Here is a 16531-nt window from a genome sequence, read left to right as displayed (position 1 = left end):
AGGGCCCCGCTGCATGCCTTTTCGCCACCTGCGTCCATCGCTGCGAAAGGCAATAGCTAAACCAATCGTACCCTTACGTCGCTCCCCGTCGATAACCTGCCGGACGGGGCAGCGGTCTCCTTACGTCGAGGCCCGGGCTTCTGGTGAGCGGAACTTCTCCCGGCCAACAGGCCGCCGACCTCGTGGGCTAATCCGCTCTAATGCATGGCTGGCGCAGCCCTAAGACAGCGCGTCCATCCGCGCCCACATCTTCATCGCCGCTTGCTGAGCCTCGGCAAAGAGCGGCTGGTGATCGAAGCTAAACCGCCGGTTCTCGTAAATCATCACGCCATTGACCATCACGCTATGCACGTGGCTGCTGCCGAGACCGAAGGCGATATGCCCGGCGATATTCTCGGCGATAAGCGGCGTGGGCGACGGATAGTCGCAAATCGTCAGGTCGGCTTTGTATCCCGCCTCGAGGCGGCCAAAGCGGGCGTTAAAGCTGCGGGTGAGCAGCTCGTTGCCGTTGCTTAAGGCGCGGGCAAAGGCGTCCGGCCACAGCGGCCCGCCGGCGTCGCGGTGCTTAAAGAAGGCAAACTTCAGCTCTTCAAACATATCAGAGCCCAGGCCGTCGGTGCCCAGCGCCAGGTTGCGGAACGCCACCAGCCGCTGGTTATAGCCGACGTGGTTGTTCATATTTGAGCGCGCGTTATGCACCAGGAACCCATCCTGAGAATTGAGGATCTCAATATCTTCATCGGAGAGGTACAGGCCGTGGGCAACCAGCGTCTTGCGGTCAATCAGGTTAAATTCCGCCAGCCTGACCAGCAGGTCTTTACCGTAGCGATGATGGCTATGGCTAACGTCGTAACGGTCCTCCGCCGCATGGATATGCAGGCCGCGACCGGTGGCTTGCAGCGCCTCGCTGAGCATCGCCAGCCCTTCGTCCGGCAGGGTAAAGGGTGCGTGGGCGCCGATGTGCGCCTCAACCAGGTAGGGTTCGCGGCCCTTCTCCCGGGCGCTGTCGACTTCGTGGGCAAAGCGAATATTCTCCTCGACGCAGGCCCGGAGCTCCTTAAGCCCGCCGTTGCGATCGGTGGTCTCAAAGCAGGTCATTCCCCGCAGGCCGACCCGCAGAAAGGCGCTGCGCAGCTGGCTGAGCGACCCGGCGATATAGCCGGGCGAAGCGTGGTGGTCAATCACCGCGGTGCAGCCGCTGCGCACGGCTTCCATGGCGCAAATCAGCCCGCTGTAGTAGAGCGACTCCTCGTCCAGCGCGCGGTCGAGGCGCCACCACAGATTTTTCAGCGTCGAGATAAAATCAGGGCTGGGGGGGATAGTGGCCTGGATCCCGCGCGACAGGCCGGAATAGAAGTGGTTATGCGCGCAGACCATCCCCGGCATCACCAGCCGGCCGTGCATCTCTTTGACCGTGGCCTGGGGATAACGCTGAGCGAGCCCCGGAGCAATATCGAGGATCGCGTCGTTTTCAATCGCAATATCGATACCTTTCATGACCTTCGCCGGATAGAGCTGCGCGGCGGTGGCATTTTTCAGAATTAAGATACTCATGCTTCGACGCCTCCCAGCAGGTAGCGGTGGTTACGATGAACGTGGCTAATGATGCGGCAAAGATCGGTAACGGCAGGGGGAACGTCAGCGATATGGCCGCTATCGTCGATTTTTAGCAGCCAGGTGTGTTCGTTTTGCCGGACGTGAACGCTGTCGTCCTCGACGAAGAAGCCGGGGTTGCTGCTGTTGGCGAAATCCTGCGCCAGGCTAAAGACGGTAATTTTGTCTTTGTAGGGCTTGCCCTGCCACGGACAGAACTGCGCGCAGTTGCCGCATTCGTTGCAGTAGGCGTCGAGGTGCAGCGTCTGGTAGCGGTTCTGGAACCCCGGCACGGCGATTGAGACGTTGGCGCGGTTTGGGCACACGTCCACGCATTTGCTGCACACGTAGTTGCACTCCAGGCAGCGCTCCGCCTCCTGAGCCACGAACGCTTCCCGGCGATCCCTTGTCACCTCAGCGATGGCGATAGTCCCTTTGCGCTGGTAAATATCTGCCGGATCGACGTTGTTCCACCGCTTATGCTGATGGTGGTTGGCAATATTTTCTCGCGCCAGAATCGCATCCGCTGCCCGGCGCGCGTTGCCGATCGCCGAGACGATGGACGACGGGCCGCGCTGAACGTCGCCGATAAGAAATACTCCCGGCAGCGTAGTTTCGCCCGTAGGATCCGCCGCCGGCCAGCCGCTGTCGTCCAGCGGAATGCCCATCGCCGCCAGCGCCGCAACGTCCTGCTGCTCGCCGATGGCGGTAATGACCGTATCCGCCCGCAGGGTGCGGGTTTGGCCGGTTGCCAGCGGGCGACGGCGGCCTTTTTCATCGGCGTCGCCGAGCGCCATCACCCGGACGGTGAGCGTCCCGTCGGCGTAGAATTGTTCAGGATTACTGAGAAACTCAAACGCGACGCCGTCCCGCTGCGCCTCTTCATACTCTTCGCGCCATGCCGGCATCTCCTGCAGAGAGCGGCGATAGACGATGGTTGCTTTCTCCACGCCGGGTACCCGCAGCGCGGCGCGGGCGCAGTCCATGGCGGTATTGCCCGCCCCGATGACCACCACCTGTTTCCCCAGGTTCAGCGTCTCTCCGCGATTGTATTCGCGTAAAAACTGCAGCGATTTTCGCACGTTACGGTTGTCGCCGCCGAGGCTGACGCCGCTGTTTTTGTCGGTGCCGGTGCCGACCAGCACGTAGCGGTAGCCTTCGCCGCGAAGCTTCTCTATCGTCAGCTGCGGATCGCAGCCGTAGACGATATTAACCCCGTGGTTCACCACAAAATCGATATCGTGCTGAATCAGCTCCCCGGGGATGCGGAAGCGCGGAATGATATTGCGCACCACGCCCCCGGCGTTGGCTTCGCGTTCAAACAGGGTTACCGGGTATCCTGCCCGGGCAAGAAAGTAGCCGGCGGCAAGCCCTGCGGGGCCTGCGCCGATGACCGCCACCGGGTTCAACGAACCGGAGCCGGCCGGCCGGTGCCAGCGCCGCCGGTACTCTTCCCAGCCTTTCTCGAGCGCGATTTTCTTCAGCTCGCGGATATTGAGCGAACTGTCGTAGTCGAGGCGGGTACAGTTGCTCTGGCACTGATGATCGCAAATATGGCCCGTAATCGCCGGCAGGGCGTTACGCTGGTAGATAAGCTCCAGCGCGTCGGCATAGCGCTGCTCGCCCATCAGGCGAATATACTCCGGGATATCCTGCTTAATCGCGCAGGCGCTTACGCAGGGCGCGACGTAGCAGTCGGTGAGCGGCAGCGGCTCGGCGACCTCGATGCGGTCCGGCGATTTCCAGTGCTTCTGGGTGTACTCCATGCTGATGGCTTTTTCGGCCAGCGCGCTGAGGCGCGGGACGTCAACCTGCTGTAAATCCCAGCCGCTGGCCTGCTCCAGCTCGCGCATGCAGGCGCTTAGCCGCAGATAGCCGCCCGGTTTTAGCAGGTCGGTGGCCATGGTAATCGGGCGGATCCCGGTTTCAAATATCTCGCGGATTGTCAGCTGGCTGGCGCCGCCGGAGTAGGAGATAGGCAGCCTGCCGTCAAATTCGCGGGACAGCAGGGCGGCAACGTTGATGGCGAGAGGGAATAGCGCGCGGCCGGACATATACATCTCATCGCCGGGCAGCGCCCCTTTGCGATTGATCGTCCCCAGAGTGTTGGTCAGCTTGACGCCGAAACCCAGCCTGCGCTCCTTCGCCAGCGCCATCAGGCGGTGCAGCATCTCCAGCGCCTGGTCGATTTTCAGATCGTGGTCAAAGGACTCTTCATTCAGGCCGATATAGCTAAAGCCGCAGGTATCGAGAATTTCGCGCACGCGGGGATAGCCAAGCAGCGTCGGGTTGAGCTTCACAAAGGTATTCAGCCCTTTCTCTTCCAGCATATAGCGGCAGATGGCCTCAATTTCATCGGGCGGACAGCCGTGCATGGTGGAGAGCGTGACGCCGCTCACCAGCCGGCTCGGGATGCGCTGGGCCAGCGTCGCCAGCTGCGGACGAATATCCTCCAGCTGATTGCCGATCACAAAGCGGTCGCTATGCGTCCAGCGGGAGAGGGTATCGCGATACTGCTCGAATTTAGGATGAAAGGCGGCATCGATCATATTGTCGATAAACTGCTGCATCGGCGGCTGCTTAATACCGTCGAGGTTATAGCCGACGCTCATATTAAAAATAAACGACTTGCCGGATTTTGACGGCGTGAAGGGGAATATCTCCTCCAGCAGGTGGAGGATAAACCAGGCTTTCAGATATTCATCCCAGGCTTTGAGCAGGGTAAATTCGGTGGACCACTCGGTGTTAAAACATTCGTCCTCGGCGTCGATACAGGGTTTTTCCAGCTCAAGGCGGTCGAGGATCTGCACGGTTTTCAGTTCAATAAAACGCCCGCCGGTGAGCCATGAGGTAATGATATTTTGCGCCAGCTGGGTGTGCGGCCCGGCGGCAGGGCCGATGGGCGTGGCGCAGCACTCGCCAAATACGCTCAGGCGCCTCGACGTTACCGGGATATAAAACTGCTGTTCCGGAATGCCGAATATTGAACGGTGATGCTGGTACTCATCGAAAATACGCGTCAAAAGTTCCTCAAACGGGACGGGACGCATAATATCACCCATAACCCTCTCCTTAGATTCATGTATGCGATCAACGTTGCCGGTACGAGCGCGCTATTTTCGAGGCTGCCGTCTTAGTAGAAAATAGGGTACGGCGTATTCATTCCGGCGGATGGGAAAGGAACAGCAACATTCGCACCAGTTATTTAACCGGCGGCAGGATTAGGCATAAATTTGTGAAGGAACTCTAAAGTTGAAGACGGTTATTGCCGCGAGAGCGCCTGTTTAAATGAGAATTAAAATCACTCAGTAACGCGAGGGGAGAATAGCGTTAAAAATTATCGGTGAGCTATCACAATGATAATATTTGCTGTGCGGCTTTATTATTAAACGGGCAAACTATTGCGCCAAATGAATCCGCTAAATGAATAACGCACGCGCCGCCGGCAAATAAAACCGTCCGCCTGACCCCGCTTCCGCGACCCGGTTCACGAATCTGGCCTAAAAGCCGCGGCTGAGCATGAACCTTGCATACTCCATTCTGGCGTTAGGCCGTTGCCGTCAACGCTGTCCGCCGTTGCAGGTCCGCCGGCAGGATGTCGCCGATGGGGGGGAAATCGGCAGTCTCAAAGTGAGAAAACGCGGCCAGCCCGCAGATGACGCAGTGCAGAGTACAGGACCCGGCCCACCCGGGCTGACCACCGGAATAGCCATTGAGGTTGTTATGAATATTTTCTCAGAAGCCGCGAGGCTTGAAGCACAGAACTGCCCGTTTGCGCTGGCGCAGATTGTCGAGAGCCGCGGCTCAACGCCCAGACACTCCGCGCAGATGCTGATCCGCGCGGATGGAACCATTGTCGGCACCATCGGCGGCGGGATGGTCGAACGTAAGGTCATCGATGAAGCGCTGGAGGCGATGGCTGAAAAGGCCTCACGCATGTTTCACGGCCGGATGGCGCGCAGCGGCACGGATGCCGTAGGTTCCGACTGCGGCGGGGCGATGTCGGTGTTTATCAGCGTCCACTGCCAGCGGCCGCGGCTGGTGCTGGTCGGGGGCGGGCACGTCAATCGCGCCGTGGCGCAGGGCGCGGCGCTGCTTGGGTTTGATATTGTCGTCACCGATATCCATTCTGCCAGCCTCGATCCGCAGCTGTTTCCGCCGACCGCCCGGCTTGTGCATGCCGAAAGCTTTGCCGCGGCCGTTGAACGGCTGGCGGTGGGGGCTGATGATTTTGTTCTTATCGCCACGAATAATAAAGACCGGGAAGCGCTGGATAAGCTGATCGACCGGCCGGTGGCCTGGCTCGGGCTGCTGGCCAGCCGCCGCAAGGTGCAGGTGTTTTTACGCCAGCTGCGGGAAAGCGGCGTGGCGGAAGAGCATATTGCCCGTCTCCATGCGCCGGTGGGCTACAACATTGGCGCCGAAACGCCGCATGAGATTGCCGTCAGCGTCCTGGCCGAGATCCTGCAGATCAAAAACCAGGCTCCCGGCGGCCTGATGATGCCCGTATATCAGGATAGTGAGGAACAGAAAACGCTGGAGACCGCATGATGTGACCCCCTCGCGAGAGCCGCGAGGGGGTCGGGCTATCCCTCAATCAGGGTTCCCGTTTTGCCTTCTATCCCTTCCCGGGCCTTGCTCAGCATGGTGATTAAGGCCCGGCGCCCCGGCCGGGAGCGGGCAAACGCCGCGGCGGCCTCGACTTTCGGCAGCATGGAGCCTTTGGCGAAATGGCCTTCGGCAATAAAGCGGTCGGCATCGCTCAGCGAGAGCCGGTCCAACCACTGCTGATTGGCCTGGCCAAAGTTGATGGCCACTTTTTCCACCGCGGTAAGGATAATCAGCATATCGGCATCGATCGTGGCGGCGAGCCTGGCGCTGGCCCGGTCCTTATCGATGACCGCGCTCACCCCGCGCAGGTGGTTCCCTTCGCGGACCACAGGAATACCGCCGCCGCCGACGGTAATTACCACCTGTCCGGCAGCCATCAGCGCCTTCACCGTCTCTTTTTCGATAATATCGACGGGCTCCGGCGAGGCCACCACCCGCCGATAGCCGCGCCCGGCATCCTCTTTCAGCGTGTAGCCCTGGCGGGTCAGGAGTTTGGCCTCCGCTGCGCTGAAGAATGAACCGATGGGCTTGCTCGGATCGCGGAAGGCCTCATCGGCAGCGTCAACCTCCACCTGGGTGATCACGGTGGCGACCGGAACCGACATCCCGCGGGCGAGCAGCGCCTCGCGCAGCGCATTTTGCAGATCGTAGCCAATGTATCCCTGGCTGAGGGCGACGCAGACCGACATCGGCAGCATCGGGGTATGGGCCTCGGTTTTGGCGGCGGCTTCGAAGGCCAAATTGATCATCCCAACCTGCGGACCGTTGCCGTGGGTCACCACGACCTGATGCCCCTGGGCAATGAGGTCAACAATCGCCTGCGCGGTTTGCGTCACCGCCTGCATCTGTCCGGCAAGATCGTCCCCTAAGGCGTTGCCGCCGAGGGCGAGAACAATTTTCTTACTCATCAGTTCCTCTCTTTAAAAGCGTGCGCCGCGCGTGAAATCCGGCGCGGCTGAAAAAGGGTTACGGCGTATAAATCGGCCTTGTCCGGCGCTGCCGGTAAAGGTGCCGTGGCTGAAAATGACCCGGCCATGAGACAGCGTTTGGCGGATGGCGCCCTGGCAGATAAACCCCTCCCACGGCGAGTAGTCGGTGTTGTCGTGGAGCTGCTCGTGGCGGATGGTGGTGGTTCGTCGCGGATCGATAATGACCACATCGGCATCCGCGCCGGGTGCCAGCACGCCTTTTCGCGGCCAGAGGCCAAACAGCCTGGCCGGAGTGGCGCTGACGAGCGATACGAAGCGCTCCGGCGAGATCCTGCCGCTCATCACGCCGTGCGAAAACAGCAGCAGCAGGCGGTTCTCTACTCCCGGCAGGCCGTTGGGACAGCGGCTGAAGTCGCCGCCGGATAGCTGCTGTCGCTGGGCCATGGAGAAGGCGCAGTGGTCGGTTGCCACCACGTCAATGGCGCCATCGGCGATGCCGCACCACAGCGCGTCGTTGTGGCGGGCATTACGCAGCGGCGGACTGAGCAGAAACTGCAGCGCGTCGTCGCGCTCGTAGCAGCGCTCGTCGAGCAGCAGATACTGCGGGCAGGTTTCGACCCAAACCGGCTGCCGGCGCGCCTGGGCAAGGCGCAGATAATCGAGCCCCAGCCCGTTAGAAAGGTGCACGATATACAGCGGGGCGTTGCCGGCAAGCTGGGCCAGGTTGATCATCCTGGCGATGGCTTCGGCCTCGCACTCCGGCGGACGGCTCAGGGCGTGATAGCGCGGCGCGGTTTTGCCGGCGGCGAGAAATTCGGCGCGCTTTTGCGCAATCACGGCATCGTTTTCCGGGTGGACGGTGGTGAGCGCTCCGGCGTGATGCAGATGCTTTAGCGCCTGAAGAACTTCATCATCGTTAAGCTTGTACTGGTAGGTGAGATAGAGCTTAAAGCTGCTGATCCCCGCCTCAACCATCAGCGGGATCTCATCAAGAATGGCGTGGTTGATATGCTGGATCACGCCGTGAAAGCTGTAGTCGATGGTTGCTTTGTAGGCGGCGTAGCCGTGGTAGGCCTCAAGCTGATGGCGCAAACGGCAGCCGGCTGGCCCGAAGCCCATATGATCGATAATGGTCGTTGTGCCCCCGCAGGCGGCGGCGCGGGTGCCGGTGAAAAAATCATCGCAGCTGCGGGCGAGTCCGGTATCAATATTAAAATGCGTGTGGACGTCCACGCCCCCAGGCATCACGTAGCATCCCTCGGCGTCAATGATTTCGCAGGGCTGATCCACGGTGATGTCTGCCGCCAGCTGACTGATTAAGCCGTTTTCAATCAGCAGGTCCTGTTTTGCCTGGCCGTCAGCGTTGACGACGGTGCCATTTTTAATCAGTACGCGCATAAAAGCTCCAGACTCCCGTCGCTGGCGGCGGGAGGTATTGCGGATAATCACTATTCTGTTGCCAGCCAGCTCAGCGGGATGGCGGCATACATTGCGGCACAGGTCACGAGATGCGATTTCCAGGTTTTTTCATTCGGGGCGTGGGCTTCCGGCTCTTTGCCGGGGCCAAAGCCGATGACCGGGATCCCGTGACGGCCCATAATCGACACGCCGTTGGTCGAGAACGTCCACTTATCGACCACCGGCGCTTTGCCAAACAGGCCCTCATAGGCGTTGCTGAGCGCCTGGACGGTAAAGTGGTTCTCCTCCACTTTCCAGGTTGGGAAGTAGCACTCTGTGGGATAGACCAGGCCGGTCCAGGAAGGGCGGTCGTAGTTGTACATCGATACCACCGCCCCCGTTTTTTGTACCGCCGGCAGGGCGCGGATCTCGTCCAGCGCGCCTTCCCAGGTCTCTCCCCAGGTCAGGCGGCGGTCGATGGAGACGGCGCAGCTGTCGGCAACCGCGCAGCGGCTGGGTGAGGTAAAGAAGATTTCCGAAACGGTCAGGGTGCCTTTGCCGAGGAAGTCGTCATTGCCCAGGCGTTGGGAGAGGTCCTGCAGTTCGTTAAGAATCGGCCCCATTTTGAAAATTGCGTTATCGCCGCGCTCCGGCGCCGAGCCGTGGCAGCTGATCCCCTGGACGTCGACGCGGATTTCCATGCGTCCGCGCTGGCCGCGGTATATCTGGCAATCGGTGGGCTCGGTGCTGACCACGAACTCGGGACGAATGCCGGACTGCTCGATGATGTACTGCCAGCAGAGGCCGTCGCAGTCCTCTTCCTGAACGGTGCCGGTCACCAGCAGGGTATAGTCATCCTCGAGGCCCAGGTCCTTAATGATTTTTCCCGCATACACCATCGAGGCCATGCCGCCTTCCTGATCCGAGGTGCCGCGTCCGCCGATCAGCTCGTCGGTCTCCATGCCTTCATAGGGATCGAAATTCCAGTTTTTGATATTGCCGATGCCCACGGTGTCGATATGCGCGTCCATTGCCACCAGGCGCGGGCCGTGGCCGATATAGCCGAGGATGTTGCCCATAGGGTCGATTTCAACTTTGTCGAAACCCACCTTCTCCATCTCTTTTTTAATTCGCTGGACGACGCGCTTCTCGTCGCAGCTTTCGCTGGGTATGGCCACCATATCGCGTAAAAAACGCGTCATATCCTGCTGGTAGTGGTTAGCTTTTTCGAGGATCAGTTTGAATGGAATATGCTTAGCCATGGCTTGGTTCTCCGGTTCTGATTTTCCCGCCGCGCGGGATGAGTTGAAAGTATGCTGAGGCCTATCGTGCTGCCGGGTGTTTGCCTTCCCAGACCACTTCCCGGTAGTGCTTCACGTCGGTATCACCTTCGGTGCTGATGACCAGCACGATGGCGTTGCTGTCCAGCCTGAGCTTGTGCATTAGCGCTTCGCGCTGGGGATGAAAATGTACGGCGGCCAGCACTCCGAGCCCGACGGCGCCGGACTCGCCGGAAATCACCCGCGGATCGCCGCCGGTGGGATTACCCAGCACGCGCATCCCGAGGGCGGCGACGGCGTCCTGGCAGGAGATAAACTGGGTCGCGCAGTTGCGCAGAATTTCCCAGCCCAGCGGATTGGGCTCGCCGCAGGCGAGGCCGGCCATGATGGTGGCCATTTCGCCGCCGACGTTGACGATTTGGCCCTTAACGCCGGAGCGGTATATACAGTCGGCCAGCTCGGGTTCGATAATCACCGAATGCAAATTGTTGGCGCCATAGGCGTCCACGAGGTAGCCCAGCACGCCTCCCGCCATGGCACCGACGCCGGCCTGCAGAAACACGTGAGTGGGGCGGGCAATGCCCATGGATGCGATCTGCTCGACCGCTTCGTCGGCGAGGGTGGCGTAGCCTTGCATAATCCAGGTCGGGATGCGGGTATACCCCTCCCAGGCCGTATCCTGCACCACCTCCCAGCCGTTTTGCTGCGCCGTTTGCAGGGTGAAGCGCACGGTATCGTCATAGTTCATTTCGGTGACGATGCACTCGGCGCCGAGCCGCCGGATGGCGTCGACGCGCTCCTGGGCCGAGCCTTTTGGCATATAGATCACCGCGTTTTGCCCCAGCTGCTGCGCGGCCCACGCCACGCCACGGCCGTGGTTGCCGTCGGTGGTCGTCGCGAAGGTCATTTTCTCCGTCATGCCGGGATTGAACGTGTCGAAGGAAAATTCGTTGATATCCAGGTGATATTTTTCGCACAGCAGCTGCGCAATGGCCCAGGCGCCGCCGAGCATCTTGAAGGCGTTCAGGCCGAAGCGCTGCGATTCATCCTTGACCAGAATCCGGCCGAGGCCAAAGAGGGCGGCAAGGTCGTTGAGGGCATACAGCGGCGTGGGCTTATAGCCGGCGATTTTTTGATGGAAGCAGCGCGCCTGCTGCGCCTGCTGGCGAGAAAAAAGCGGCGAACCCGTGGCGTTAAAAAACCGATTATCGGCAATATCCATTTTCAGTGAGAAAGCAGACATACTCTTTCCTTATCCTTCATGACGTGAGGGGGAGAGCCGGCCAGCGGCCGGCCTGAGGGGTTATTTGACGCGTTTTTGCGCTTCGTCCAGCAGCTGCTCCAGCAGCAGGCCGGGTTTGGCATATTTACGGCAGAGGATCATCGAGGCGATGATGTACGGCTTCCAGCTCGCTTCTTTATAGGTGGCGATGCGGTATTTTTCGAAGACCGCTTCGCTGACTTCGCCCTCGGCGCAGGAGACGCCGGTGATATCGGCGGGGAGACAGTGCATATAGAGCGCGTCGCCGCCGTTCGTCTGCGCCATCATCTCTTCGGTGCAGTGCCAGTCTTTATGATTCGCATTCTGCGCCAGGCAGGCGGCTTCCAGGGCCTTCAGTCCGTCGCGATCCTCAGCGCGCAGCAGTTCGGTGCGCTTTTCCATGACCTTGTAGGGCGCCCAGGATTTCGGGTAGACGATGTCGGCATCCTTGAAGGCCTCTTCCATGCTGGTGACCTGGCGGAAGCTGCCGCCGGAGGCCTCGGCGTTGTTTTTGGCCACTTCGATAACGTCGGGGATCAGATCGTAGCCTTCCGGGTGGGCGAGGGTGACATCCATACCGAAGCGGGTCATCAGGCCGATGATGCCCTGCGGGACCGAGAGCGGTTTACCGTAGCTCGGAGAGTAGGCCCAGGTCATGGCGACTTTTTTGCCTTTGAGTTCCTCTAGCGAGCCGAAATGCTCCTGCAGCCAGGCGAGGTCGGCCATGGCCTGGGTGGGGTGATCGATATCGCACTGCAGGTTGATAAGCGCCGGGCGCTGGGGCAGCACGCCCTGACGATAGCCGTCGTCGAGCGCTTCGCCCACCTCGCGCATATAGGCGTTGCCGGCGCCGAGGTACATGTCGTCGCGGATGCCGATAGCGTCCGCGCAGAAGGCGATCATGTTGGCGGTTTCACGTACGGTTTCGCCGTGGGCAATCTGCGATTTACCCTCGTCCAGGTCCTGCTGCGCAAGGCCGAGCAGGTTTAGCGCCGAGGCGTAGGAAAAGCGCGTGCGGGTTGAATTGTCGCGAAAAACCGAAATGCCCAGACCGCTGTTAAATACGTTGGTGGCGATATTTTCCGCGCGCAGGGTTTTTAATGCCGCCGCAACGTCCAGCACCTGTTTTAGCTCATCCGGGGACTGCTCCCACGTCAGCAGGAAGTCCTTCTGATGAAGATGCGAATCTAGCTTGTTGATATCCTTAATCAGGTCGTTAACAGTTTTCATTTTTTAAATCCTGGGGTGAGTGACGGCTTAATGATTGCTGTGCGGTCGGAAAAGGGTGGTGACGCAATAGCGACTGCCAGCGCTATATTTGTCCTAACAATAAGCATGCCAGTTCATCCAGCCTCAGGCGTAACAGGGGAAAAGTGGCGAGAATTATGCGAGGGTTGTCACGAAATATAGCTTCAGGTGGACAGCGGTAATAATAACTTCACGGTCTTATTCGAATGCGGGCTAAAGCAGGTTACGTCCCCGCAGCGATATACTCCCGGCGGCAGCGTAAAAAGCCACCAAAGTGATAAATACGCCGCGTCAATTCTCATATTGATATGAAAATGTGATACTTCTTACATATTTTCGTCAAGGAGTGAAAAAGAAACCTGCCTCTGTCAAATATTGTTGGCGGCTGAGTTAGTATCATGGCCGAAGAATAAGAACAATCACATATCCCAGATATCTCAGTTGGTTAGTGATATTAAAAGGTCTATTATGATGCCCTCTAACACATTTTCCGTTTTGATGCAGATTCAGCCGACCATCCAGCGCTTTGCGAGGATGCTATCCAGCGTGCTTCAGCTCGAAGTTGAAATTGTTGATAACACGCTGTGCCGGGTTGCCGGGACCGGCGTATATGCCAAATCACTGGGGCGCAAATTAAATACAGATTCGCGACTTTTGCGCTACATTATTGAAACAAAGAAAGAGAAGGTGGTCACCCATTCCCGCTTCGATCCCTTGTGTAAGGGATGTACCAGTAAAGATAGCTGTAAAGAGAAAGCTTTTCTGGGAACCCCGGTTATTTATCAGGAGCAGTGCGTAGGGGTCATTAGCCTGGTGGCATTAACCTGCGAACAGCAGGAGCGTATTAATGACAACCTGCGCGAGTTTTCCGATTATGTTCGCCACGTTTCGTCGATATTTGTTTCGCGACTGCTGGAGGATCAGGGCGGCAGCGATAATATCCAGAAAATGTTTTTAACGATGATCGAAAATATGGACCAGGGGGTTCTGGTTGTCGGTCACGATCAGAAGGTCAAATTTGCCAATCACACGGCGTTAAAGATTCTCGGGGCGAACCAGGGGAATATGATCGGTCAGCTGATTAATTTCAGGCCGCTGACCTTTGAGCATAATTTCACGCGCGGTCATATGCAGCACGTGATCTCATTCGATAACAAGACCGAAATGATTATTGGCCAGCTGCACGCGGTTCAGGATCAGTGGCTGTTTTTAATGGCCTTCCATCAATCGCACTCCTCTTCGAATTTAAGCGCCTCGGTGGAAGAGCCGCAGATTGCGCAGATTGCGCAGATGGTGGGAGAGTGTCGGCCGATGCGGCAGCTGAAAAAGCTGATCAGCCGCATCGCGCCCAGCCCCTCAAGCGTCATGATTGCCGGCGAAAGCGGCACCGGGAAAGAGGTGGTTGCCAGAGCGATACACAAGCTCAGCGATCGTCAGGCCAAACCTTTTATCGCCATTAACTGTGCCGCTATCCCTGACCAGCTGCTGGAAAGCGAGCTCTTCGGCTACGTCAAGGGCGCGTTTACCGGCGCCTCGGTGAACGGCAAGACCGGGCTTATCCAGGCGGCAAACCACGGCACGCTGTTTCTCGACGAGATTGGTGATATGCCCCTGACGCTGCAGGCTAAGCTGCTGCGGGCGATTGAATCGCGCGAAATCCAGCCCGTCGGCGCCAGCCATCCGGTGCCCGTCGATATCCGCATTATTTCGGCGACTAACCAAAATCTCGAGCAGTTTATCGTGGCCGGTAAATTCCGCGAAGATCTCTACTATCGCCTCAACGTGATCCCGCTCAGACTGCCGCCGCTGCGTGAGCGTCAGGAGGATATCGAGCTGCTGATCCACTATTTTCTCCATCTGCACACCCGGCGCCTTGAGCTGGTCTACCCCGGCGTGGCGCCGGAGGTCGTTGCCATGCTGAAGGGCTACCGCTGGCCGGGAAATATTCGCGAGCTGAGCAACCTGATGGAGTATCTGGTCAACGTGGTGCCCTCGGGCGAGGTTATCGACGCCTCGCTTCTGCCGCCCAATATTATCAGCGGCGCCAGGCTTGCCGAGCGTGAGCCTGGTGCCGCCGAGCCGGTGAGCATGCCGGGAGAAGAGGAGAGCGTCACGGCGCTGGAGGAGATGGAAAGGCAGATGATCCGCGAAGCCTTAACCCGCCACAGCAATAAAAAGCAGGCGGCAGATGAGCTCGGGATTGGCATTGCCACCCTGTATCGTAAGATCAAAAAATATGAGCTGGTGGGGCTGTAGAGGCGCCGGCCGCAGGGGCTGAAAGCGCCCCGCGTATCACTCTGAGAGAGCGGTTATCAAAATCGCTACCGGGCGTCCGCTGTGTTGGCGCTATTTGATGAATTCGGGGTTGTTCGTTTTTTGAGCATAATGGCTAAAGCGATCCGCCGCCGTGCTTGCTCGCTTCAGTCGCCATTTCATGGCCTTAACGGGATGAATGGCACCGTTCTTGCCTTGTGATGTTCTCTTCGGCCGCCGTGGCGGCCGGTAAGCAAACATGATAAGGACAGGAACATGGCGCAAACCAATGACAATATCGCTCCCTCATCCGTACCCTCGCAACACGCATTTTTTTCAAAACCGCGCATTATCGCCCGACCGGGATTTAACCGCTGGCTGGTGCCGCCGGCCGCGCTGGCGGTGCATCTCTGTATTGGGATGGCCTACGGTTTTTCCGTTTTCTGGCTGCCGATGTCGCAGCTGGTGGGCGGCAGCGGATCGCTGCAGTGCCCGGTCACGATCTCCTTCTGGCAGCAGCTTTTTACCCGCGAATGCGACTGGAAAATCTCGCTGCTAGGCTGGACCTATACGCTGTTTTTTGTCTTTCTCGGCTGCTCTGCGGCGCTGTGGGGAAGCTGGCTGGAAAAGGTCGGGCCGCGGCTGGTGAGCTTCATCGCAACGCTATGCTGGTGCGGCGGACTGCTGCTCTCAAGCGTCGCCATCTATTTTCATCAGCTCTGGCTACTTTGGCTGGGGGCAGGGGTTATTGGCGGCGTCGGCCTTGGGCTGGGCTATATTTCACCGGTCTCGACCCTGCTGCGCTGGTTCCCCGATAAGCGCGGAATGGCCGCCGGCATGGCGATAATGGGCTTTGGCGGCGGCGCGCTGGTGGGGGCTCCTCTGGCAAACGCGTTGATGAATTTTTTCGCCGACGCGACGGGTAACGGCGTCTGGCAGAGCCTTCTGGCGCTGTCAGCCATCTATGCCCTGTTTATGCTCTGCGGTACCTTCGGCTATCGTCTGCCGCCGATGGGCTGGCATCCCGCCGGGGAGAAGGCGCTTAAAGTGATGAGCGCGCATTCCACCGTTCAGGTACACGTCAGCGTAGCCTGGCGCACGCCGCAGTTCTGGCTGCTGTGGCTGGTGCTGTGGCTGAACGTGACGGCGGGGATCGGTATTTTAGGGATGGCCTCGCCCATGCTGCAGGAGATTTTTGCCGGCAAGCTGCTGGCGACGACTCTGCAGTGGCACGAGCTTAACGCCGACCAGCTGCGGCGCATCGCCACCATGGCAGCAGGCTTTACCGGGCTGCTGAGCCTGTTTAATATCATCGGCCGCTTCTTCTGGGCTTCGGTTTCCGATCTTTGCGGCCGGAAAATGACCTTTGCCATGATTTTTCTCCTCGGCGCCGCGCTGTACGGCTCCCTGCCGCTGATCAACCACGGCGGCTATGTCGCCATTTTCGTCTGCGCCCTGTGCGTTATCATTTCGATGTACGGCGGCGGCTTTGCCACTATCCCCGCCTATCTGGCCGATATCTTCGGCGCGCAGATGGTAGGGGCGATCCACGGGCGTCTGCTGACGGCATGGTCCGCCGCCGGTATTAGCGGCCCGGTTTTAGTGAATTATTTACGGGAATATCAGCTGGCCCAAGGGCTTGCTCCGCAGCGGGTGTACGATATTACGCTGATGGTCCTCACCGGGCTGCTGGTTATCGGCCTGATCTGCAACCAGCTGATCCGCCCGATACCGCAAAAATATGCCATGTCCGCCCAGCAACAGCAGCAGGCGAAAGGGCTGTATACGGTGAATGAGAACGCGCAGCTCAGCTGGGAGCCTCGGCCGTCGCGGGCGCTGATGGCCTTGAGCTGGTTCGCGGTAGGGGTGCCGCTGCTGTGGGGAATAGGGACCACCTTCCAACAGGCGGTGAAGTTCTTTATGTAGCTATCCGTCAGGCAAGCGCCCGCTGGGGCATC

At 59.2% G+C, this 16531-nt stretch carries 9 protein-coding genes and 1 pseudogene; 3 read left to right on the top strand and 7 right to left on the bottom strand.

Features of this window, described 5'->3' with window-relative positions:
- Nucleotides 1-219: 219 nt before the first annotated feature.
- Both ssnA and ygfK read right to left on the bottom strand, forming a co-directional pair.
- A complete protein-coding gene (ssnA, locus tag RTE01_RS18410) occupies nt 220-1554 on the bottom strand; it encodes a putative aminohydrolase SsnA (RefSeq protein WP_134526453.1) in 1335 nt (444 codons plus the stop codon).
- Entirely contained in the window at nt 1551-4655 is a 3105-nt protein-coding gene (ygfK, locus tag RTE01_RS18405) for a putative selenate reductase subunit YgfK (RefSeq protein WP_134526450.1), read from the bottom strand. Before ygfK ends, ssnA begins: the two co-directional genes overlap by 4 nt.
- A gap of 661 nt (nt 4656-5316) precedes the next feature.
- On the opposite strand from ygfK, the pseudogene RTE01_RS18400 reads away from it, so the two are divergent.
- A pseudogene (locus RTE01_RS18400) lies at nt 5317-6123 on the top strand (XdhC family protein); the annotation flags it as partial.
- A 56-nt stretch (nt 6124-6179) separates the two neighbouring features.
- Here the strand turns inward: RTE01_RS18400 and arcC are convergent.
- The 5 genes from arcC to ygeW form a co-directional block, all read right to left on the bottom strand.
- Entirely contained in the window at nt 6180-7112 is a 933-nt protein-coding gene (gene arcC / locus RTE01_RS18395; RefSeq protein ID WP_134526446.1) for a carbamate kinase, read from the bottom strand.
- A gap of 12 nt (nt 7113-7124) precedes the next feature.
- Nucleotides 7125-8531, bottom strand: coding sequence for a dihydropyrimidinase (gene hydA / locus RTE01_RS18390; protein WP_134526442.1), 1407 nt, complete (start codon nt 8529-8531; stop codon nt 7125-7127).
- A gap of 50 nt (nt 8532-8581) precedes the next feature.
- Nucleotides 8582-9793 carry a YgeY family selenium metabolism-linked hydrolase gene (locus tag RTE01_RS18385; RefSeq protein ID WP_041145938.1) on the bottom strand — a complete coding sequence of 404 codons (1212 nt, stop codon included), beginning with the start codon at nt 9791-9793 and terminating at the stop codon, nt 8582-8584.
- Nucleotides 9794-9854: 61 nt separating this feature from the next.
- Nucleotides 9855-11054 carry a diaminopropionate ammonia-lyase gene (gene dpaL, locus RTE01_RS18380; protein WP_141335256.1) on the bottom strand — a complete coding sequence of 400 codons (1200 nt, stop codon included), beginning with the start codon at nt 11052-11054 and terminating at the stop codon, nt 9855-9857.
- A 60-nt stretch (nt 11055-11114) separates the two neighbouring features.
- Complete coding sequence (gene ygeW / locus RTE01_RS18375) at nt 11115-12302, bottom strand: knotted carbamoyltransferase YgeW (RefSeq protein WP_041145936.1); 1188 nt, start codon at nt 12300-12302, stop codon at nt 11115-11117.
- A 486-nt stretch (nt 12303-12788) separates the two neighbouring features.
- On the opposite strand from ygeW, the gene RTE01_RS18370 reads away from it, so the two are divergent.
- Together RTE01_RS18370 and RTE01_RS18365 are read left to right on the top strand one after the other, a co-directional pair.
- Complete coding sequence (locus RTE01_RS18370; protein ID WP_141335254.1) at nt 12789-14576, top strand: sigma-54 interaction domain-containing protein; 1788 nt, start codon at nt 12789-12791, stop codon at nt 14574-14576.
- Between the two features lie 273 nt (nt 14577-14849).
- The gene (locus RTE01_RS18365; protein ID WP_141335252.1) at nt 14850-16499 is read left to right on the top strand and encodes an OFA family MFS transporter; all 1650 of its coding nucleotides are present in this window, start codon (nt 14850-14852) and stop codon (nt 16497-16499) included.
- Nucleotides 16500-16531 lie beyond the last annotated feature (32 nt).

Source organism: Klebsiella terrigena, from assembly GCF_006539725.1.
Taxonomy (GTDB): Bacteria; Pseudomonadota; Gammaproteobacteria; order Enterobacterales; family Enterobacteriaceae; genus Klebsiella; species Klebsiella terrigena.
This window is presented reverse-complemented; position numbering and strand designations above follow the sequence as displayed.